The 20,265-nt window shown below is 62.6% G+C and carries 20 protein-coding genes; 11 read left to right on the top strand and 9 right to left on the bottom strand.

Annotation, left to right across the window (positions count from 1 at the left end):
• The first annotated feature begins 11 nt into the window (after window positions 1-11).
• The 3 genes from CWS72_RS22275 (at window position 12) to metW (ending at window position 3,949) form a co-directional block, all read left to right on the top strand.
• Window positions 12-2,045: an O-linked N-acetylglucosamine transferase, SPINDLY family protein gene (locus tag CWS72_RS22275; RefSeq protein WP_101252857.1), complete on the top strand. Its 2,034-nt coding sequence runs from the start codon at window positions 12-14 to the stop codon at window positions 2,043-2,045.
• Window positions 2,046-2,138: 93 nt separating this feature from the next.
• Window positions 2,139-3,308: a homoserine O-acetyltransferase MetX gene (metX, locus tag CWS72_RS22270; protein ID WP_101252856.1), complete on the top strand. Its 1,170-nt coding sequence runs from the start codon at window positions 2,139-2,141 to the stop codon at window positions 3,306-3,308.
• Window positions 3,309-3,313: 5 nt separating this feature from the next.
• The gene (gene metW / locus CWS72_RS22265; protein ID WP_241911852.1) at window positions 3,314-3,949 is read left to right on the top strand and encodes a methionine biosynthesis protein MetW; all 636 of its coding nucleotides are present in this window, start codon (window positions 3,314-3,316) and stop codon (window positions 3,947-3,949) included.
• A gap of 288 nt (window positions 3,950-4,237) precedes the next feature.
• Here metW and CWS72_RS22260 read toward each other — a convergent pair whose 3' ends face one another.
• Window positions 4,238-4,909, bottom strand: coding sequence for a class I SAM-dependent methyltransferase (locus CWS72_RS22260; RefSeq protein ID WP_338056217.1), 672 nt, complete (start codon window positions 4,907-4,909; stop codon window positions 4,238-4,240).
• Between the two features lie 192 nt (window positions 4,910-5,101).
• On the opposite strand from CWS72_RS22260, the gene gloB reads away from it, so the two are divergent.
• The 5 genes from gloB to CWS72_RS22235 are packed head-to-tail and all read left to right on the top strand — an operon-like array spanning window position 5,102 to window position 9,900.
• On the top strand, window positions 5,102-5,872 hold the full coding sequence (gene gloB / locus CWS72_RS22255) for a hydroxyacylglutathione hydrolase (RefSeq protein WP_101252853.1): 771 nt from the start codon (window positions 5,102-5,104) through the stop codon (window positions 5,870-5,872).
• A 23-nt stretch (window positions 5,873-5,895) separates the two neighbouring features.
• Window positions 5,896-6,501 carry a glutathione S-transferase gene (locus CWS72_RS22250; RefSeq protein ID WP_101252852.1) on the top strand — a complete coding sequence of 202 codons (606 nt, stop codon included), beginning with the start codon at window positions 5,896-5,898 and terminating at the stop codon, window positions 6,499-6,501.
• Between the two features lie 4 nt (window positions 6,502-6,505).
• On the top strand, window positions 6,506-6,943 hold the full coding sequence (locus tag CWS72_RS22245) for a cupin domain-containing protein (protein ID WP_199175882.1): 438 nt from the start codon (window positions 6,506-6,508) through the stop codon (window positions 6,941-6,943).
• Between the two features lie 55 nt (window positions 6,944-6,998).
• Complete coding sequence (locus tag CWS72_RS22240; protein ID WP_101252850.1) at window positions 6,999-8,768, top strand: potassium/proton antiporter; 1,770 nt, start codon at window positions 6,999-7,001, stop codon at window positions 8,766-8,768.
• 13 nt (window positions 8,769-8,781) lie between these two features.
• A complete protein-coding gene (locus CWS72_RS22235; RefSeq protein ID WP_101252849.1) occupies window positions 8,782-9,900 on the top strand; it encodes an alpha/beta hydrolase family protein in 1,119 nt (372 codons plus the stop codon).
• Window positions 9,901-9,911: 11 nt separating this feature from the next.
• Here CWS72_RS22235 and yddG read toward each other — a convergent pair whose 3' ends face one another.
• The 3 genes from yddG to CWS72_RS22220 form a co-directional block, all read right to left on the bottom strand.
• Complete coding sequence (gene yddG / locus CWS72_RS22230) at window positions 9,912-10,796, bottom strand: aromatic amino acid exporter YddG (protein ID WP_101252848.1); 885 nt, start codon at window positions 10,794-10,796, stop codon at window positions 9,912-9,914.
• A gap of 186 nt (window positions 10,797-10,982) precedes the next feature.
• Window positions 10,983-11,705, bottom strand: coding sequence for an acetoacetyl-CoA reductase (gene phbB / locus CWS72_RS22225; protein ID WP_101252847.1), 723 nt, complete (start codon window positions 11,703-11,705; stop codon window positions 10,983-10,985).
• Between the two features lie 219 nt (window positions 11,706-11,924).
• The gene (locus CWS72_RS22220; RefSeq protein WP_101252846.1) at window positions 11,925-13,166 is read right to left on the bottom strand and encodes an alpha/beta fold hydrolase; all 1,242 of its coding nucleotides are present in this window, start codon (window positions 13,164-13,166) and stop codon (window positions 11,925-11,927) included.
• A gap of 361 nt (window positions 13,167-13,527) precedes the next feature.
• Between CWS72_RS22220 and phaR the strand changes: the two genes are divergently transcribed.
• The 3 genes from phaR (at window position 13,528) to CWS72_RS22210 (ending at window position 15,210) form a co-directional block, all read left to right on the top strand.
• Complete coding sequence (gene phaR / locus CWS72_RS22215; RefSeq protein WP_101252845.1) at window positions 13,528-14,112, top strand: polyhydroxyalkanoate synthesis repressor PhaR; 585 nt, start codon at window positions 13,528-13,530, stop codon at window positions 14,110-14,112.
• Window positions 14,113-14,126: 14 nt separating this feature from the next.
• Window positions 14,127-14,252 (top strand): hypothetical protein, encoded by a 126-nt coding sequence (locus CWS72_RS28675; protein ID WP_274540617.1) that lies wholly within the window; start codon window positions 14,127-14,129, stop codon window positions 14,250-14,252.
• A 553-nt stretch (window positions 14,253-14,805) separates the two neighbouring features.
• Window positions 14,806-15,210, top strand: coding sequence for a helix-turn-helix domain-containing protein (locus tag CWS72_RS22210; RefSeq protein ID WP_101252886.1), 405 nt, complete (start codon window positions 14,806-14,808; stop codon window positions 15,208-15,210).
• 155 nt (window positions 15,211-15,365) lie between these two features.
• Here CWS72_RS22210 and CWS72_RS22205 read toward each other — a convergent pair whose 3' ends face one another.
• The 5 genes from CWS72_RS22205 to queA form a co-directional block, all read right to left on the bottom strand.
• The gene (locus tag CWS72_RS22205; protein WP_101252844.1) at window positions 15,366-15,962 is read right to left on the bottom strand and encodes a TetR/AcrR family transcriptional regulator; all 597 of its coding nucleotides are present in this window, start codon (window positions 15,960-15,962) and stop codon (window positions 15,366-15,368) included.
• Between the two features lie 58 nt (window positions 15,963-16,020).
• The gene (queG, locus tag CWS72_RS22200) at window positions 16,021-17,121 is read right to left on the bottom strand and encodes a tRNA epoxyqueuosine(34) reductase QueG (RefSeq protein ID WP_101252885.1); all 1,101 of its coding nucleotides are present in this window, start codon (window positions 17,119-17,121) and stop codon (window positions 16,021-16,023) included.
• Between the two features lie 115 nt (window positions 17,122-17,236).
• On the bottom strand, window positions 17,237-17,701 hold the full coding sequence (gene queF, locus CWS72_RS22195; RefSeq protein ID WP_101252843.1) for a preQ(1) synthase: 465 nt from the start codon (window positions 17,699-17,701) through the stop codon (window positions 17,237-17,239).
• A 12-nt stretch (window positions 17,702-17,713) separates the two neighbouring features.
• Complete coding sequence (gene tgt / locus CWS72_RS22190) at window positions 17,714-18,841, bottom strand: tRNA guanosine(34) transglycosylase Tgt (protein ID WP_101252842.1); 1,128 nt, start codon at window positions 18,839-18,841, stop codon at window positions 17,714-17,716.
• Window positions 18,838-19,881 (bottom strand): tRNA preQ1(34) S-adenosylmethionine ribosyltransferase-isomerase QueA, encoded by a 1,044-nt coding sequence (queA, locus tag CWS72_RS22185; RefSeq protein ID WP_101252841.1) that lies wholly within the window; start codon window positions 19,879-19,881, stop codon window positions 18,838-18,840. The genes tgt and queA overlap by 4 nt, the downstream gene beginning before the upstream one ends.
• Window positions 19,882-20,265: the final 384 nt, after the last annotated feature.

Here is a 20,265-nt window from a genome sequence, read left to right as displayed (position 1 = left end):
GAGAGAAAATCATGGGGAGTGAGATCCTGGCGTCCATGCTGAAACGCGCGGAAAAGCGCAATCTCAGCGTCGTCGAGTTAGCCCGGACGGTGGAAGTACTGAAAGCCACGGATGGCTTGGCCGGCGCCGTCTCGCTTTACGAAACCTGGCTTAAGCACAATCAGGATGATCCGCTTCTTTACGCGGTCCTCTTCAATTTCGGCGTGGCCCTCATGGACACGAACGATCTGGCGGGAGCGGCCGACAAGCTTGAACGCTCGGTCGCGCATAATCCTGAATTCATACCCTCCCATATCAATCTCGGCCGGGTTTACGAACGGCAAGGGGCAGCCGACAAGGCGGTCCGTCAGTGGTCCGCGGCCGTGGACAAACTGTCCGCGATCAATGGCGGCGCCATTGCCCACAAGACCATCGCGCTCAATCAGATGGCGCGGGTTCTCGAAGGCGGCAACCAGGACGATCCGGCGGAAATCATGCTTCGCCAAAGCATCGAGATCGACCGGGAGCAGCCGGAAGCCATTCAACATTACATCGCATTGCGCCAACGCCAGTGCAAATGGCCGATCGTCTCGCCCTGGGACCGGGTGGACCGGGAAACGCTGATGGCGGGCATCTCGCCGCTTTCCATCTCGGTCTATACCGATGATCCGATAATGCAGTTGGCCACCAACTGGAACTATAACCGGCGCGACGTGGGCATCCCCGCGGCCGGGGTCGTCGGATCCCATTGGGCGGCAAGGGAACGCCGTCCGTCGGAACCCCTGCGCATCGGCTATTTGTCTTCGGATTTGCGCGAACATGCCATCGGCTATCTGATGGCCGAGGTTTTCGGATTGCACGACCGGCAGGCGGTCGAAGTCTATGCCTATTATTGCGGACCGCAGGCTGAGCAGCCCATGCAGGAACGCATTAAATCCTCTGTCGACCACTGGATTCCGATCAGCCATCTGGATGATGCCACCGCCGCCCGCCGGATCGCCGACGACGGAATCCAGATCCTGGTCGACGTCAACGGGTACACCAGGGACGGCCGCACCAAGCTTCTGTCCCTGCGTCCGGCGCCGATCATCGTCAATTGGCTGGGCTTTCCCGGCAGCATGGCGAGCCCCTATCACCACTACATCATCGCCGACGATTGGATCGTTCCGCCGGAGAACGAAATCTACTATTCCGAAAAAGTGGTCCGCCTGCCCTGCTACCAGCCTAACGACCGCAAGCGCCTCGTCTCCCCCAATACGCCGTCGCGCCAGGAAGCCCATCTTCCCGAGGATGCGATGGTCTATTGCAGCTTCAATGGCACGCACAAGATCACGCGGTTCACCTTCGAACGCTGGCTGACGATCCTGGACAGGGTTCCGGGAAGCGTTCTCTGGCTGCTCGACAGCACCGAGACCGCCCGTGGAAATCTGCGCGCCTTCGCCAGCCAGCGCGGTATCGCCCCCGAGCGGTTGATCTTCGCCGAAAAGAAGGCGAACGCCGATCATCTGGCCCGTTATCCGCTGGCCGACCTGTTCCTCGACACCTCGCCCTATGGTGCCCATACGACGGCTTCGGACGCCTTGTGGATGGGCGTTCCTATGCTGACCCTGAGCGGACGTTCCTTCGCCTCGCGGGTCTGCGGCAGCCTGCTCAATGCCGCCGGAATGCCCGAATTGATCTGCGTCTCCCCCGAGGAATATGTCGACCGCGCCGTCGCGCTCGGCAGAAACAAGGCGACGCTGCAGGGCTATCGGGAACGGCTTCTCGCCGGACGGGATTCCTGCGTGTTGTTCGACACCCCCCTTCTCGTCGGCGAATTGGAAAAGCTGTACAAGGGCATGTGGTCCGACTTGCAGGCGGGTACGCTGCCACGCCCCGACCTGACCAATCTCGACGCCTATCACGAGTTGGGCTGTCGGCAAGACTACGAGCGCGAGGAGATCCAGACCGTCAAGGATTACCAGGCGTGGTGGCAGGAGAAGCTGGCCCAGCGCCATGCATTCCGGCCGATCGCCCCCGATCGGAGACTATGGACGGAAACGGCGATCCCCGCGCAGCCCGCATAAGATCGAACCTTATCCGGTTCCTCGATCAAAGAAACCGTTGACAGGCGACCAAGCTCCTCCTAGCAATCTCTTTCCTTTTTGGAGAGGCACGCGATGAGCACCAGCCAGAGCCACAGCGTCTCGGGCGCCGTGCTCCCCGGCCATCAACTGGTCCTGGGACCGGACGCGCCGCTGCATTTGGACTGCGGCGAGGATCTGGCGCCGGTGACCATCGCCTATCAGACCTACGGCCGCCTCAACGCCGATAAATCCAATGCCATCCTGATCTGCCACGCGCTCACCGGCGATCATTACGTCGCCGACATCCATCCGATCACCGGCAAGCCCGGCTGGTGGCAGGAACTGGTGGGGCCGGGACGCATTCTGGACACCGACCGCTATTTTCTGATCTGCAGCAATGTCCTGGGCGGCTGCATGGGCACGACCGGACCGGCCGACATCAATCCCGCGACGGGAAAGCCCTGGGGCGTCACCTTTCCCGGAATCACCATCGCCGACATGGTTCGCGCCCAGGTGCGTCTGGTCGATCATCTGGGCATCGACCAATTGTTCTCGGTTATCGGCGGCTCGATGGGCGGCATGCAGGTTCTGGAATGGGCGGTCCGCTACCCGCACCGGGTGTTCACGGCCATTCCCATCGCCTCGGCGGCCAGGCATTCCGCGCAAAACATAGCCTTCGGCGAGGTCGGCCGGCAGGCCGTCATCGCCGATCCCGACTGGTGCCAGGGCGATTACCTGCTTCATGGCAAACGGCCGCAAAACGGTCTCGCCGTGGCCCGCATGGCCGCCCATATCACCTATCTGTCGGAAGCCGCCCTGCATCGCAAGTTCGGGCGCAATTTGCAGGGCCGCAAGCTTACCTACGGCTTCAATGCCGATTTTCAGGTGGAAAGCTATCTGCGCCATCAAGGCAGCAGTTTCGTCGACCGTTTCGACGCCAACTCCTATCTCTATATCACCCGCGCCATGGACTATTTCGACCTGGCGGCCGACCATGGCGGCGTCCTGGCCAATGCCTTCCGCGGCACCAAGGTCCGCTTCTGCGTCATCTCCTTCACCAGCGACTGGCTGTTTCCGACGCGAGAGAGCCGCGCGGTGGTCCATGCGCTCAATGCTGTCGCGGCCAATGTGAGTTTCGTCGAAGTCGAATCGGACAAAGGCCATGACGCCTTCCTTCTCGACGAACCGGAATTTCATGCCACACTTTATGGTTTCCTCGAAGGGGCCGCGGAGCACCGCGGCCTGCCCCGGGCGGGATGGTAACGGCCATGGTTAACGGATCCGCCAATGGCATGAGCGCCGCCAGCATCCGCGTCGACCTGCAATTGGTCGCCGATATGGTTGAGCCCAATTCCCGGGTTCTCGACCTTGGCTGCGGAGAAGGAATCCTGCTCGACTATCTGCACCGCTTCAAGCAGGTCGACGGACGAGGCATGGAACTGTCGATGGCCGGCGTGCGCGCCGCCGTCGCCCATGGCCTGTCGGTCATCCAGGGCGACGCCGATACCGATCTCAAGGACTATCCCTCTGGCGCCTTCGACTACGTCATCCTGAGCCAGACGCTGCAGGCGACGCGCGAACCCAAAGGCGTGCTCGAACATATGCTCCGCATCGGCCGCCGGGCCATCGTCTCCTTCCCCAATTTCGGGCATTGGCGGGTCCGCCTTTCGCTGCTCCGCCACGGCCGGATGCCGATGACCGAAACCCTGACCTATCAGTGGTACGACACCCCCAACATCCATCTGTGCACCATCCGCGATTTCATGGCGCTTTGCGATGAATTGGGAATCGTCATCGAGCGGGCTATTTCCCTCGACTCAAAAGGCACCATCAGATTCGATGCCGGCGGCCGCCTGGCCAATCTGCTGGGCGAACAGGCGGTTTTCCTTTTGAAAAGACGCTAGATCGTATTGGCAATTGGCCAGATGCGCGTCTTCCTCCTGATGGCTCCTGTGTGGTCCCGCTTTTGATTAACCACCAAGGCACCAAGACACCAAGGTGCCTTACGTATCACCCGGCCGACAGCCGACCATAGGACGGGAAAATGCCCGTGGCACACTCCACCGCCTTGGTGTCTTGGTGCCTTGGTGGTTCAAAATTCCGGTTGTCTTTCAAGCCATTGGGGAGCCAGAGGCAACGGGGAGCATGGGCGGCATGAATGTCTAACACCCTTGACTCTCTGCGGCATCGCCTCAAACAGGCCCGATCTTGCGGAAGCCCTGCGGCATCGGCAGATAGCTGCGTTTCTTGCGCGCCTGTTCGCGAAGAGTGCTGCCGGCATAGATCTGTTTGGCGGCTTCGACCATCAGAACTCCGGCGAAGGTCGGGAACCATCGCTCTCCCACCTGTTCCCAGGCCGGCGCCGAGCGCAGGATGAAGCGGGAATGGAACGGCGGCATGAAAAGCGCCGAGGCGGTCTGCAAGGGCGTGTACATGTTTTCGCGCAAAAGCTTGGAAAGTTGCGACGGCGTGTAAGGGCGTCCCTGTCCGAAAGGGGTATTGTCCAGGCGAGCCCAGATGCCACGTCTGTTGGGCGTAATCACCAGCAGGCGTCCGCTGTCGGTCAACACCCTCCATATCTCGCGTAAGGTGCCCCGCACCTGCTCGGTGGATTCAAGGGCATGCACGAGGAGAACACGATCTATGGAGCGATCGGCCAGCGGCAGTTCGGCTTCGTCGGCCAGACAGACGAGACCCGGCCCCTCCGGCGGCCAGGGCAGCACGCCTTGCGACGAGGGCATCACCGCGACGACCCGTTCCGTCTCGTCGCGGAACGGGCGCAAGTAGGGCGTGGCAAAACCCAGCCCCAGGACCCGCATGTCATGGGAATCGGGCCAGATGGCGCGGATTTGTCTACGAATCATTCTCCTGGCGGTCTGCCCCAGGCTCGAATCGTAAAAATCGCGAAGGTCGATCACGTCGCTCCACATACCCCCATCAATGAAACGCCCGCTTCGCGACGGCAAGTGAAATCAACGTGGCTCCACCGGCCGCCAGGCGCTATGGTTTGGTCCGACGGCATCGGCGCCGACGGGCCATTTGCAGGGATGCGACCCATGTCCAGATTGCAGATCGAACAAATACCCGTACTCACCGACAATTACGTCTATCTGCTGCACGATCCGGCGAGTCTGGCCACGGCCGCGGTCGACCCGGCGGTGGCAGAACCGGTCGAGGAGCGCCTGGCCCAGAAAGGCTGGACGCTCACTCATATTCTCAATACCCATCATCACGGGGACCACACCGGCGGCAATCTGGCGCTCAAGCAACGCTACGGGGCCCGGATCGTCGGCGCGAGAAACGATTCCCAGCGGATTCCGGGAATCGACGCCCAGGTGGCCGACGGCGATTCCTTTCTGTTGGGGGAAGCCGCCGCGGTGGTGATGGCGGTGCCGGGCCACACGTCGGGACATATCGCTTTCTGGTTCCCCGAAAGCCATGCTCTGTTCTGCGGCGATACCCTGTTCGCCCTGGGATGCGGACGCCTGTTCGAGGGAACGGCAGAACAGATGTGGTCGTCCCTGCTGAAACTGCGCGGCCTGCCGGACGACACCATGGTCTACTGCGCGCACGAATATACCCAATCCAACGCCCGCTTCGCCCGCCTGCTCGAACGGGACAACAAGGCCCTGCTGACCCGGATCGACGATATCGACGCCAAGCGGAGCCGCGATCTGCCGACGGTTCCCTCGCCGCTGGCCATCGAACGCGCGACCAATCCCTTTTTGCGCGCCGATATCGAAAGCGTGAAAAAAGGCGTCGGCCTTCCCGGCGAGGATCCCATTCGGGTCTTCGCCGAAATACGCCGCCGCAAGGATGCCTTCTGATCGACAGCCATCAGTGAGATCCCATGAAACTCCGATATAGCCCCGCCTCTCCTTTTGCCCGCAAAGTGCTCGTCGTCGCCCAGGAAATCGGTCTTGGCGGTGCGATCGAACGGATTCCGACCGATGCCTGGGCCGCCGATACGGATCTTCCACACGACAATCCGCTGTGCAAGGTGCCGGCTCTCATAACCGACGAAGGCGGGCATCTCTATGACTCGCCGGTCATCTGCGAATATCTCGATAGCCTGCACGGTGGCGCCAAGCTGTTTCCTCCCGCCGGCGAGGCCCGATGGACGGCACTCAGACGACAGGCCCTGGCGGATGGGATCATGGATGCGGCCCTCGTCTGCCGCGTGGAGACGACCGCGCGACCGGCCGAATATCGCTGGACGGCCTGGCTCGATCGGCAGAGAAACGCGATCACCCGGGCCGTCGATGCTTTCGAGAATGAAACCGGCAGTTTCAGTGGATTCTTTTCCATCGGTGAAATCGCCCTGGTCTGCGCGCTGGGCTATCTCGATTTCCGTCTGCCGGACCTCGATTGGCGGCAGGGCCATCCCTCCTTGGCAACGTGGTACGCCGCCCAGGAAAGCCGGCCCTCCGTCGCGGAGACCAAACCCAATGGGTAACGCCATGGCGATTGACGGCCTCACCGCCGCCGAAGTCATCGCCCTGCTGGAACTCCGGATCCATCCCGAAGGTGGGCACTATCGCGAGATCTACCGGGATGAGCCTTCGGACGGCGGACGGGGCGCCTGCACAAGCATTTATTATCTGCTGGCGGCCGGAGAGGAATCGGCCTGGCACCGGATCGATGCGGTGGAAATCTGGCACTGGTATGCCGGCGGCCCCCTGGACCTGTCGATAGCGCTGCCCGACGAAGCTTCCGTCACCGTTCGGCTTGGCAATGCACTGGCCTTGGGACAACGACCGCAAGCCGTCGTTATCGCCGGCGCGTGGCAATCGGCGCGCCCCGCCGGGGCATGGAGTCTGCTCGGCTGCACGGTGTCTCCCGCCTTCCAGTTCCGCGGCTTCGAAATGGCGCCGCCCGGATGGCAACCACCCGGTTGACGGAATCGCCCCGCAACCGGCAAGATTCCCGGCGAATGGATCAGGCGGGTGGTGGATGGCTGAAATCGATCTGATCATCCTGGTCTGCGCGGGGCTGACCCTGGCCAGCGTCTTCACCAGCGTGGTGGCCTTCCGCGCCGGGGCGCCTCTTTTATTGCTGTTCCTTTGTATCGGCCTGCTGGCCGGCCGCGACGGGCTGGGCGGCATCGTGCTCACCGATCGGCCAAGCGCCTTTCTGATCGCCAGCGCCGCCCTGGCGGTCATTCTGTTCGACAGCGGGTTCCACACCAGCCTGAAAAGCTATCGCCAGGCGGCGGCCCCGGCCATTACCCTGGCCACGCTGGGCGTCGTCCTGACCGCCGGGCTGCTCGCTCTGCCGGCCCATTTCCTCTTGGGTTTCGACTGGCCCGTGTCGCTGCTGCTGTCCACGTCGTTGAGTTCGACCGACGCGGCGGCGCTGTTTTTCCTGCTGCGCGTAGGCGGCATCACCATCCGCGACCGCGTGCGCTCCACGCTTGAGGTGGAATCGGGAACCAACGACCCCGTCGCGGCCTGCCTGGCGTTGACCCTGGTCGGCGTGGTTGCCGGGCAACATGGACAAGGGCTCGCCGCCGTCGCCGTCGACCTGGCCCGGCAAATGGGCGGCGGCGTCCTGTTCGGCCTGATCGGCGGCATGGCGATGGTTCTCGTCGTCAATCGCGTCAAGCTGGAAGCAGGTCTTTATCCCGTCGTCGTCATGGGCCTGGCGATCGCCGTTTACGCCATGACCAACCTCCTCGGCGGCAGCGGCTTTCTGGCAGCCTATCTGGCCGGTCTGGTCGCCGGCAATGCGCGGCTGCAATCGGCCGGCAGCCTGCGCCGCTTCCAGGACGGAATCACCTGGCTCGCGCAAATCGGCATGTTCGTCACTTTGGGGCTGTTGGCCCGACCCAGCCAATTTCCCGCCATTGCCCTGCCAAGCGCGCTTCTGGCCGCCGCTTTGATTTTTCTCGCTCGGCCGATCGCCGTCTTTTGCTGCCTGGCTCCGTTCCGGTTCGGTACCCGGGAACGTTTTTTCATCGCCTGGGTCGGCTTGCGGGGCGCGGTTTCCCTGCTTCTCGCCCTGGTTCCCGTTCTGGGGGGCGTGCCGGGCAGCGACGTCATCTTCGAAATTTCGTTCCTCGTCGTGCTCGTCTCGCTTGCCGTCCAGGGCTGGACGGTCCGCCCCCTGGCCCGCTGGCTCGGACTGATCGTGCCGGAAAAGACCGGCCTGGTCGAACGCGTCGAGGTCGATCTGCCCGGCCTGGCCGACCGCGAAATGGTGACGTACCAATTGCACCCGGAAAGCGCGATCGCCCACGGACGGCCGTTGCCCCGCTGGGCCAGGCCCCTCCTGCTGCATCGGGAGGGAACCGTTCAATACTCGCCCAGAAGGCTGCAGGCCGGTGACCGGATCTATCTGCTGGCAACGCCTTCGCAACTGCCGCTGCTCGACAAGCTGTTCGGCAAGATGAAGGACGAAGGTGCGACCGAGGCCAGTCTCTACGGAGATTTCGCCATCGGACCCGATGCGACCCTGAAGGCGCTCCGCGAAAGCTACGGCCTGCCAATCGGCGAAGAGGAAGAGACGGGGACCATCGGCGAGATATTCCGCCGGGAATACCACTCCGATTTGGAGATCGGTGACCGTCTGCATCTCGGACCGATCGATCTGATCGTTCGCGACATGCAGGAGGGCCGGATCCTTTCGGTTGGCATCGCTCTCGAACCGGAAGAAAAACCTCTCGCGGGTTGGGAAAAGTTCAAGGCCAGGCTGATCGCGGCCATCGGACTTCCCGAAGGATAAAAGGAAACCCCGAATGAAAAGCCCCTGCATTCTGCTGCTGGCCCTGTTCCTGGGCGCGCCCCCCGCCGCGGCCAGCGAACTGATCGAGGAGCCGCTGACGCTTCACGCCACCTTCCAAGACCTCTTCGGGTCGGAAACGGTCACACTCGACGCGCTCGTGGTGCGTCCCAATGACGAGCGGCGCCACCCTCTGGCCATCATCAACCATGGAACGCCCCGCGATAGCGCCGAGCGGAAAAATGTCTTCCCGAGCGGCATGCGCGGACAGGCTCGCGAATTCGCCAGACGCGGCTGGACGGCCGTCACCTTCACCCGCCGCGCTTTCGGTGCCTCCGGCGGCAGTTACGCGGAGGGCAGCGGAGTGTCCTGTTCCTCGGCGGTCTATGAACCGGCGGGCCGCGCCGCCGCCGAAGACGCGCGCGAGGTCATCCGGCTGATGACGGAGAAGCCTTACGTGGACGGCACGAAAATCATCAGCGTCGGACGGTCGACCGGCGGTTTCACCACGGTCGCCCTCGCCGCCGATCCACCCCCCGGTCTGGTGGCGGCCATCAATTTTGCCGGCGGCCGCGGCTCCGTCCGTCCGGACGAAGTCTGCAATGATTCCGCCCTCGTCGGGGCCTTCGGCACCTTCGGCGAGACGGCCCGCATTCCCACGCTGTGGGTCTATTCCGAGAACGACCATTATTTCGGCCCCACCCTGGCCCGGCGGTTTTATCAGGCCTTCACGGAAGCCGGCGGCCGGGCGGAGTTCATCGCCGCGCCACCTTTCGAAGCCGACGGGCATACCCTGTTTTCAAGGGCCGGCGCGCCGATCTGGACGGCATATGTCGACACATTCCTGGAAAAACAACAGCTGAAACTGCTCGGGCAACCACTGCCCGACGAATGGACGGCCGACGCCCGCTATCCCGATGGACTGGGCGAACGGGGCCGAATCGCCTTCCTCGATTTTCTCGACGCCCATGGACACAAAGCCTTTGCCTTGTCGGCCGACGGGCATTTCGGCTGGCGGGCCGGCGTCAAAGATACACAAGCCGCCACCAATCAGGCGACGGAGCGTTGCCGGCGGAACACCGCCCAGCCATGCCGGGTCGTCATGATCGATGAGGAGGCACCGCCCGGGCAATAATCCCCGGACCTTCAGCGCTCCCTCACCGCGTGACCCATCCGGGATACGGTTCCCGTGCCAAGAATGGCACCGCCGACGATCAGCAGCACCGCCACCGCCACCTGCCAGGTCAAGGTGCCACGGCCGGCGGCGATCAGCAGGCCGTTGGACAGCAACGGCACGCCGTAGGCGAGATTTCCCAAGGCGCTGAGGTCTCCATGCTTGCAAGCATGATCCCACAGAAAGAAAGCGGCCCCCACCGGCCCCAGGCCGAGCGCCAGGATGGCCAGCCATTGCCCTCCCACCGGCATCACCGTTTCCTCGAAGGCGAGGTGACAGAACAGGGCAAGCAAGGCCGTGGCGCCGCAAAACCCGCCGACGGCATCGCTGGGCACCGCCTTGTAACGACGATTGGCGACGGAATAGGCGGCCCAGATGACGGCGCAGGCGAGGGCGGAGCCATATCCCACGGCATAACGCCCGGCGAAGGCGGCCCCCCCATCCTTGGCGATCAGCAAAGCCGCTCCGGCCAATCCGGCGACGGCTCCCGCGAGGTGATGCGCCCGCAACCGTTGACCGGGCAACAGGGCGGAAAACACGACGATCAAAAGCGGCCAGAGATAATTCAAAAGGTTGGCTTCGACCGGCGGGGCCAGACGCAGGGCGAGGAAATAGAAGAAGTGATAGCCGAACAGACCGGCGACCCCCAGCATCCAGGCGCCCAATGGCTGCCTCAGGCGGGTCAGGGGCGATTGCCGGCTCCAGCACCATTTGACCACGGCCACCAAGGTGGCGAGCGCGAAGGCCATGCCGACCAGTTGGAACGGCGGAACCGTCCCGGTCAACGTGCTGAGCAGCGCCAAGGTCGACCACAAAAGCAACGCCCCGATCCCCAACCGCGTCGCCTTGGCCTGCATTCCTCGCACCCTCGCCGATCATTGACGGGCCATCTTGCAAAAAAAGCCCCCATCCGGCAATCCGGAAGGGGGCTTTCGGGCGGGATAATCGGGTGATCGCCCGCGAGTTGCTCTTTCGAAAAAGCTCTCGCCGCGGTGACGCGATGAGAGCCCCGAAGCTTAAGCGGAGGAAGCCCGAGAGCGAAATCAGTACATATGCTGCCCGCCGTTGATCGACAGCGTCGCGCCGGTGATGAAGTCGGCCTCGTCGGCGACCAGGAAAACCACACCCCGGGCGATATCCTCGGCATGCCCCAACCGGCCGGCGGGAATCCGCGCAATGATCTTTTCCAACACCGCATGCGGCACCGAACGAACCATTTCGGTGTCCACATAGCCCGGCGCGATGGCGTTCACCGTGATGCCCTTGGCGGCCCCCTCCTGGGCCAGCGCCTTGGTAAATCCATGAATTCCGGACTTGGCGGCGGCATAGTTCACCTGTCCGTACTGACCGGCCTGACCGTTCACCGACCCGATATTGATGATTCGCCCGAACCCCCGGTCACGCATCGATTCGATGACGGACCGCGTCATGTTGAAGCATGAGGTCAAATTGGTGTGGATGACGTCCTCCCATTGCTGGTAGGCCATCCGGTGGATGGTCGAATCCCGCGTGATACCCGCGTTGTTGATCAGGATCTCGATGGGGCCGATCTCCGCGACGATCTTTTGCACGGCGGCGTCGCATTCGGGAAAACTGGATACGTCGAAACGATAGGCCGGAATGCCCGTCTCGTTGGTGAATTCCTCGGCGGCCTCGACATTCCCGCAATAGTTGGCGACGACGCGGTATCCGGCGTCTTTCAAGGCGACCGAAATCGCCCGACCGATGCCGCGAGTGCCTCCGGTGACCAAAGCTATGCGCCCCATGTTCCTCTCCCTTCGTTTTTTCGCCTTCGACCGGCGCCTTCGTTATTGGAAACAATCTAACATGATAAATTTTAGAGAGAAAAAACAACCAGAAAAAAACGCTATAGGCGAAACGGAACAGTCCCCTCTCTCCATTTCGAGATATTTGGGGGGACGGAATATCTTCAAGATGGTTGGGTTCACTTTGGCGGCTTGACGCGAAATTATCGCATCGGGGGATCATTCCATCGAAGAGAGCCATTTGACGGCAGGCGCGAAAACGGCCGCCAACGCCCGCGATCCCACCATCATTCCGATATGTCCCAAGGGCACGAGGAGATGGCGTCCGTTCGGCAGAGCCCCCGCCAGGGCCAGGGCCGATTCCGGCGGCACGATGCGATCATGCTCTGGAATCAGCGAAAAACACGGTTTGTCAAAAGTCTGCGGCAGGACCGGTTGGCCGAGAAGAGTCCATTCGCCTTTCGCCGGAAGATTGTCCCCATACCATTCGAACAGGCATTGCCTGGCCACGGCCGCGACGAGGGGCACCCCGTCATTGAGCCAATCTTCGAGAGCGACGAAATCCCGCGCCTTTCCTTCCCCGGCGGCAAAATGGCCGAAGGTGATGAATTTCCGGATGACGCCATAAGGCTCGATGGTGGCGAACAATGCCTGCAGGAAATCCGTCGGTAATCCGCCGAACAGGCGGATCGCATCCTCGAAAGCCGACCGGAGATGCTCCACCATCCGGGATTGCCGCGCCGACGGCGCGTGGAAGTCCCAGGGAGTCGCCAAGAGAAGCAATCCCCGCACGTCGGAGCGCCGTAACGAGGCAAGGCCAAGCGCCAGCAAGCCGCCCATGCAATAGCCGGCGATCACGGGAGGCCCGGCCCTCGCCGTCACCACATCGAGGATTCGCCCCAGGCGCCCGGCGATATAGTCCTCAAGGCCGAATGCGGCTTCCCCGGCTCCGGGCGCATCCCAATCGACCAGGAAGGGACGCATCCCCCGACCGGCCAGATGGCGCAAAAAACTGCGCCGAGCCGTAAGATCGAGAACATAGGCCCGGTTGATCAACGAAGGGATCACCAGGACCGGGACACCCCCCGCCCCGGACGCCCCGTAATCGAGCAAACGGGTCGTTCCCTCCTGCCAGATAACGGGCGGCTCGGCCAACGAGCGACGGTAGGGATGACGGCGGTAGGCTTCGACTCCGGCGAGGAAGGCCGCGATCCGGCCGATCCCCTCGGCCATCAGGGCGCGCTGGAAAACCTTATCGTCGAGTTTTCCGAGAAGGGGGCGCATTTCCTCCGCCGCCGGCCGCAAATGCGGTTTCCAGCCGAAGGACCCGTTCTTCCAGGATGGCAAGACGAGCTGTGAGCTCAGCATGGTCCATGCCAGCAGCGCCAGATGTTGAGGCAGGGGGCGAGGCCCCAGTCGGGGGCGCGGACGAAGCTGGGGGGGCGGTGGGCGCTTGGACATCGGCGGACTCTGCTCCCCCCTCTCCTGGCGCTCGCTCCGACGAAGCTGCGGCAAGAACGGCGGACAAGGCCTTGCCCATCAGGGCATAGCTCCGTCCGGCCGTCTCGGCGAATGCCGGATCGTTGATCATGGCCGCCGCCTGATCCTGCCAGAGGTCGAAATAACGGCGGGCGAGTTGCTCAATGTCCGGCGCGTCTGTCATGGACCGACTATACCTTGCCGGCCGAGGCCTTGACCAGCGGGAGAAGCTGGGACTTTGGGGCTCCGAACGGGGCCGCGACAAATTTATCGCCGCAATGCATTATAATCCCAAAAAAATCTGTTAAAGTGCGCTCCGGTCGCAGCAGGGAACATCATTCCAATGACGAGCACCGCCACGCCAATCACGATCAAGAAATATGCCAACCGCCGCCTATACAATACGGCGACAAGCAGTTACGTGACGCTGGATCACCTGTGTCAGATGGTAAAAGACAACGCCGATTTCGTCGTTTACGACGCGAAGACCGGCGAAGACATTACCCGCTCGGTCCTGACGCAGATCATTGTCGAGGAGGAAGGCAAAGGGGGACAAAATCTTCTGCCAATTCCGTTCCTGCGGCAATTGATCGGTTTTTATGGCGACTCGCTTGGTGGTTTGGTCCCGCGTTATCTCGAATACAGCATGCAAGCATTCCACCGGAACGAACAGCAGATGCGTCAATATATGGAAAGCGCGCTGGGAGGCCTGTTCCCGTTCAATCCCATCGAGGAAATGAACAAACAGAACGCCGCCTTGTTCGAAAGTGCCTTCAAGATATTCGCCCCATTCTACAACGCTTCCGGCAACCCCGCCGAAGCGACGGAAAATTCCCCTTCGAACGAGGCCAGCGTCAGCGAACTGCAGGGCCGTCTCAATGCCATGCAGCAGCAGTTGGAAGAACTGCTGGCTGAAACCAAGAAATAGGCCGGCCGTCAATCGTGCTGATTGCCTCAGAAACCGTCATGGCCGTGCTCGACACGGCCATCCACGTGGTGGGAGCGAACGACGGAGACTTGTTCGGGGGCGTGGATGCCCGGCTCAAGGCCGGGCATGACGTCTTTTGATTGAATCGCAAAACTAAAAAACCGGAAGAGCGGTAACTGACGACAGGCCTTAAGTTGGCGCGCGCCCCTTGGGTCCAGCCGTTATCGAACCGCTCCACGCGCCCCCCATATCCAAAAGGATTCGCATCCCCCGATATTCATCTGGGGATGCCAAAAGCACGTCGGCGATATATGTCTGACGTATTATACCTTTAGTATAGAGCATGCTTTGGTATTCACCCCGCGTGTGATAACCTATGGATGAACACCAGCTAAAGATACCCCGCCCCAGAGTCAAAATCCCCTGATGGCAGGATGCAAATCAAGCAATTACGCCGGGTTAGCTCTCGTGAAAGGAAGAGAGTGGCAACCGATCCGACATACTAACCCATCGGTTGCGTCAATAATAACCAATCCAATTAATCTGAATTTAGTTAAAATTTGTTGTAGAACAATTGGGCAACAGAAAATAATTGGTTGCTTGGAACGTCAATTCCGCATAATCACCTTCAGGCACTTCCTCATAAACAAATGGCCCTTAGTGCTAGGACCGCATAGCAATAAGCAATGGATCATGTCGAACAACGAAGAAATCAAAGTGGCAAAGACGCCAAATAAAGCGAATGATACCGATCGTTTTGTTGGTGCTCGCATCAGAGAACGGCGGATCATGCTCGGTCTTTCCCAGCAACAGATGGCTGACTTGATAGGCGTCACTTATCAACAAGCCCACAAGTATGAGCGGGGGATCAACCGGATTTCGGCTGGGCGTCTCCACGAAATTGCTCAAGTACTCGGCATTCCAGTCGGGTATTTTTTCGAAGGATTGGAAAGCCGTCGCGCATCCGATTTGACGGCCCGCCAACGTATGTGCCTGGAATTGGCGCGTAATTTCTCGAGCATTTCCAATGAGCGCCATCAGGAAGCCCTGAGCCAGTTGGCCCGGGTGCTGGCGGCTGAAGCAACGTTATCGGCCTGAAACAACCTCCGCGCGGAGCCCTTCCATCGCTCAACCAAGGCGATGAGGGGCTTGGCCCGGAGAAACGACGGAACCGGCTCCCGCGCAAACGCGGGTGTGCCGGTTGTGCGCCCGATGCAGGCCGAAGGCGCCTTCCATGGAAATACGCAAGACCCTTAGTTGTGACGCACGACGCCCTTGAGAAGGGCTTCGACGGTTAGCATCAGCAGGTCGAAAGCCTTGTCGCGTCCGCCGGGAAAATCATCGGCAGCCGCCACGCAGATGAATCCGTGCGCGGTCGCCATCAGACGATCGGCCAGATCGCCGGCGGTTTCGGGATTTCCCCGTTTATCCAAAAATTCCGCCGCCAATCGGATCATTCCCGAGGGGGCCAGACCGTCCCGCGCCCCGCGATGCGGCGCCAATCCATCAAGCCCGAAAATGACGGCGTAGAGTTCCCGGTTCACCTCGGAGAACGCCCAAAGCGCACGAATCGTCGCCCGTAATTTTTTACCGGCACCGGACTGCCCGGCGACGGCCTCGTCGAGATTTGCCGCCAACAGGGCACGACCGTCCTCGGCAAGCGCCTCCAGAACGGCGTCCTTGTCGCGGAAATATTGATAGATGGCGGGAGCGCTGCATCCGATGCGCGCCGCCATGGCCCGCACGGTGACCGCCGGCCACCCTTGTTCGGCGGCGATATTTCGCGCCGTCTCGACGATTTCGCGCCGGCGGGCCGGCCGATCGAGCGGGGGATGCAGCGGTTGCGTCATCGGTAAATGCTATCACGCCGGCGGTCGTCCGGCCAGCCGGGGTCTCATCGCGCAGGCGTCAGACCTCGCCCCATTCCAGCGCGACGGCGGCATCGCTCTCCTCGCCGGCGAGGAGAGCGCGCAAGGCCGTGAAATCGTCGATGGGCAGCAAGCGGCGCAAGGCCCAGATCGCCGAGCCCCGAACCAGGGGGGAGGCGTCCCCGACCATTCGCCGCGCCACCGGAGCAAAGGCGGGGTCGGTGCTGTTGCCCAGGGCGATCAGGACATTGCGCAGAAAGCGGTCTCGTCCGATTCGCTTGATCGGCGAGGCTGAGAAGAACGACCGGAAGGCCTCGTCGTCCAGCGAAGCCAGATCGGCGAGACGGGGCGCCAGCAATTCGGCGCGGGGAAGATAATCGGCGTGGGCGGTCGGCACGGCGAATTTGTTCCACGGACAGACCGCGAGACAGTCGTCGCATCCGTAGATGCGGTTTCCCATCAAAGCGCGCAGCTCTCGGGGAATATGCCCCTTGTGCTCGATGGTCAGATAGGACACGCAGCGGCGGGGATCGATACGGCCCTCGACGAGGGCGCCGGTCGGACAGGAGGTCTCGCAAGCCCGGCAACGGCCGCAATGATCGCCCTCGGGCGGGTCGGGGGGAATTTCCAGGGTGGTGAACACTTCGCCCAGGAACAGCCAGGAGCCGAACCGTTGCGACACCAGATTGGTATGGCGCCCTTGCCATCCCAGACCGGCGACGGCGGCCAGCGGTTTTTCCATCACCGGCGCCGTATCGGAGAAGACCTTGACCTCTCCGCCGTGACGCTCGACCAACCAGCGGGCCAGGGCCTTCAACCGCTTTTTCAAAACATCGTGATAGTCGCGGCCACGCGCATAGACGCTGATATGGCCCCGGTCGGGATGATCCAGGGCGGCCAGCGGATGGCGGCCAGGACCGTAATTCTCGCCCAGCACGATGACGCTTGCGGCTTCGGGCCACAAGGCCCGCGGCTGGGCGCGGCGCTCCGCCGTCTCGGCCATCCAGGCCATCTCGCCGTGGCAGCCGGCCGCCAGATAGCCGGCCAACCCCGGGGCCGCCCCCGGCACCGGCGCGGCCGGGGCGAATCGCGCCTCGGCGAATCCCAGTTCCAGGGCCTTGGCGCGAATGGCTTCCTTCATCGGCAGGCTCCCAGGTTCGGATAAGCCGCCCTGCTCGAACATGTTATCTAAAATGACATGTTCGAGCAGGCTCTTTGTGATCCCTTCGCCTCCGGCTTCGGCCAGCTCAGGCGCCCTACCCGCGCCCGCGATAGGCGGCGACGCCCTGATCGGGCAGCCACAGGCCGTCGGGCGCCTCGCCGGTCTGCCAGAAGACGTCGATGGGAATGCCGCCGCGCGGGAACCAGTAGCCGCCGATGCGCAACCACAGCGGCGACAGGGCGTCGACCAGACGCTTGCCGATTCCTACGGTGCAATCCTCATGGAAGGCGCCGTGATTGCGGAAACTGGCGAGAAACAGCTTCAGCGACTTGCTTTCCACCAGCAATTCGTCGGGCACGTAATCGATGACCAGATGGGCGAAATCCGGCTGGCCGGTGATCGGGCAGAGCGAGGTGAATTCCGGCGCGGCGAAGCGCACCAGATAAAGCGTTCCCGGATGCGGATTGCGGACGGTCTCCAGCACCGCCTGATCGGGACTGGCCGGGATGCTGGCCGGCCCGCCCAGTTGCGTCAGAGAGTCATAGATGGTTTCTGCCATGATCGATCCCCATCAAAGCGGTGCGATATCGCCCTCGGCCTGCAAGGCGGCGAAGTCGGCGGCATACCGCGACAGGCGGCCCTCGGCGATGGCGGCGCGCAATTCGCGCATCAGATCCTGATAATAATGCAGATTGTGCCACGTCATCAGCATCAACCCCAGAACCTCCTCGGCCCGGGCCAGATGGTGCAGATAGGCCCGGCTGTAGCTCCGGCAGGCCGGGCAGCCGCACGCCTCGTCGAGCGGCCTGGGATCCTCCTGGTGCCGCGCGTTGCGGATATTGACCGGCCCCCGCCGGGTGAAGGCCTGGCCCGTCCGCCCCGAGCGCGTCGGCATCACGCAGTCGAACATGTCGATGCCGCGCATCACCGAGCCGACGATGTCGGACGGCTTGCCCACCCCCATCAGATAGCGCGGCCGGTCCTCCGGCAAAAGAGGCGTGGTGACGTCGAGGATGCGGAACATTTCCTCCTGCCCCTCGCCCACCGCCAGCCCGCCCACGGCATAGCCGTGAAAACCGATATCGGTCAGCGCCGCCACCGATTCGGCGCGCAGTTCGGGATAGACGCTGCCCTGGACGATGCCGAACAGGCCATAGCCGGGCCGCTCGGAAAACGCCGCCCGCGATCGTTTCGCCCAACGCATGGACAGGCGCATGGAGGTGGCGGCCACCTCCTCGCTGGCCGGGAAGGCCGTGCATTCGTCGAAGGACATGGTGATGTCGGAATCGAGCATCCGCTGGATTTCCATCGACCGCTCGGGCGTCAGCGTGTGACGGCTGCCGTCCAGGTGAGACTGGAAGGTCACCCCCTCCTCGGTCATGGTCCTCAGCTTGGCCAGGCTCATCACCTGAAAACCGCCGGAATCGGTCAGGATCGGCCCCGGCCAATTCATGAAGCGATGCAGCCCCCCGAAACGCTCGACCCGTTCGGCGGTGGGACGCAGCATCAGGTGATAGGTATTGCCGAGAATGATCTCGGCCCCGGTGGAGGCCACCGATTCGGGCGTCATCGCCTTGACCGTGCCGACGGTGCCCACCGGCATGAAGGCCGGCGTGTGAATGACGCCGTGCGCCGTGCTCACCTCGCCCAGGCGCGCCCGGCCATCCGACCCCAGGTGGCGAAAACCGAAAGCACTCATCGACGGGTCTCCTGACGGGTCAGCAGCGAGGTATCGCCATAGGAATAGAAACGATAGCCGGTTTGAATGGCATGGGCGTAGGCGGAACGCATCCGGTCGAGACCGGCGAAGGCGGAGACCAGCATGAACAGGGTCGAACGCGGCAAATGGAAATTGGTCATCAGCAGATCCACCATGCGAAAACGGTAGCCGGGCGTGATGAAGATATCGGTCGACCCGTCGAAGGGACTGAGCCGCCCCTCCTCGCTCGAAGCGCTTTCCAGAAGGCGGAGCGCCGTCGTGCCGACGGCGACGACCCGGCCGCCGGCCTGGCGGACCCGGTTGATCCGCTCCGCCGCCTCCGCCGAGATATGCCCCCGCTCGCTATGCATCTTGTGATCGCGGGTGTCGTCCACCTTGACCGGCAGGAAGGTCCCGGCGCCGACATGCAAGGTCAGCGTCTCCCGCCCGATGCCGCGCCGGTCGAGCGCCGCCAGCAAGTCGGGCGTGAAATGCAGCCCGGCCGTCGGAGCGGCCACCGCCCCCGGCTCGCGGGCGTAGACCGTTTGATAATCGTCCCGATCCCGGTCGTCGGCGCCGTTCGGCCGCTTGATGTAGGGCGGCAAGGGCATTTCGCCATGGAGGGCGAGCGCCGTCATCAAATCCGCGCCCCCGCGGTCGAAGCGCAGCAGGACCTCGCCGGCCTCGCCCTTTTCGGCCACTTCGGCGCTGAAGTCCTCGGCGAAGCGCAAGCGATCGCCGGCAGCCAGCTTCTTCGCCGGACGGGCGAAGGCCAGCCAACTGTCGCCCTCGACCGGCTGATGCAGCGTCACCGAAATGCCGGCGGTCCCCCGCCGGCCCTTGAGACGGGCCGGGATCACCTTGGTGTCGTTGAACACCATCAGATCGCCGGGCTCGAGCAACGTCGGCAGGTCCCGCACGATAAGGTCGGCAAGGCGGTCCGGCTCGACCCGCAGCAGACGCGCGGCGTCGCGCGGACGCGCCGGACGGTCGGCGATCGCCTCGCGCGGCAATTCGAAATCGAAATCATCCACTTTCATGGTGGCGGGGTTTGACAGCTTTTAGCCCGCCCCGTCAACCGGGAAAGGATTTACCCCGAGCAACGAATCCCGGTTACCAAAATCGAAACCTGAGTTCGGAGTTCCGCAGCCTGGAGCGCTTCGATCCAAATCTGAGCTCATCTGCGTTCATCTGTGGTGATCTGTGTTTCCTTATGATCGATTCCGGCGGGTCATCCCCGGGGCCAATCGGGCTGCTCCCGAAGGCCCGGTCCCGGACCGGGGCCTTGTCAAAAGGAGCACAGATGAACACAGATGAGTTCAGATAGGCACAGATGAGGGCAGCCCCACGCCCTTGCATAGTTTTTAATCATAATAACTTAAGAATTAGTCAGAAAGTCCAGCCCCTGTCTCTTATACACATCT

Origin of the sequence: Telmatospirillum siberiense (assembly GCF_002845745.1) — a bacterium.
GTDB classification, from domain to species: Bacteria; Pseudomonadota; Alphaproteobacteria; order Rhodospirillales; family Magnetospirillaceae; genus Telmatospirillum; species Telmatospirillum siberiense.
The sequence above is the reverse complement of the archived record's forward strand: the minus strand, read 5'-3'. Positions and strand labels throughout refer to the sequence as shown.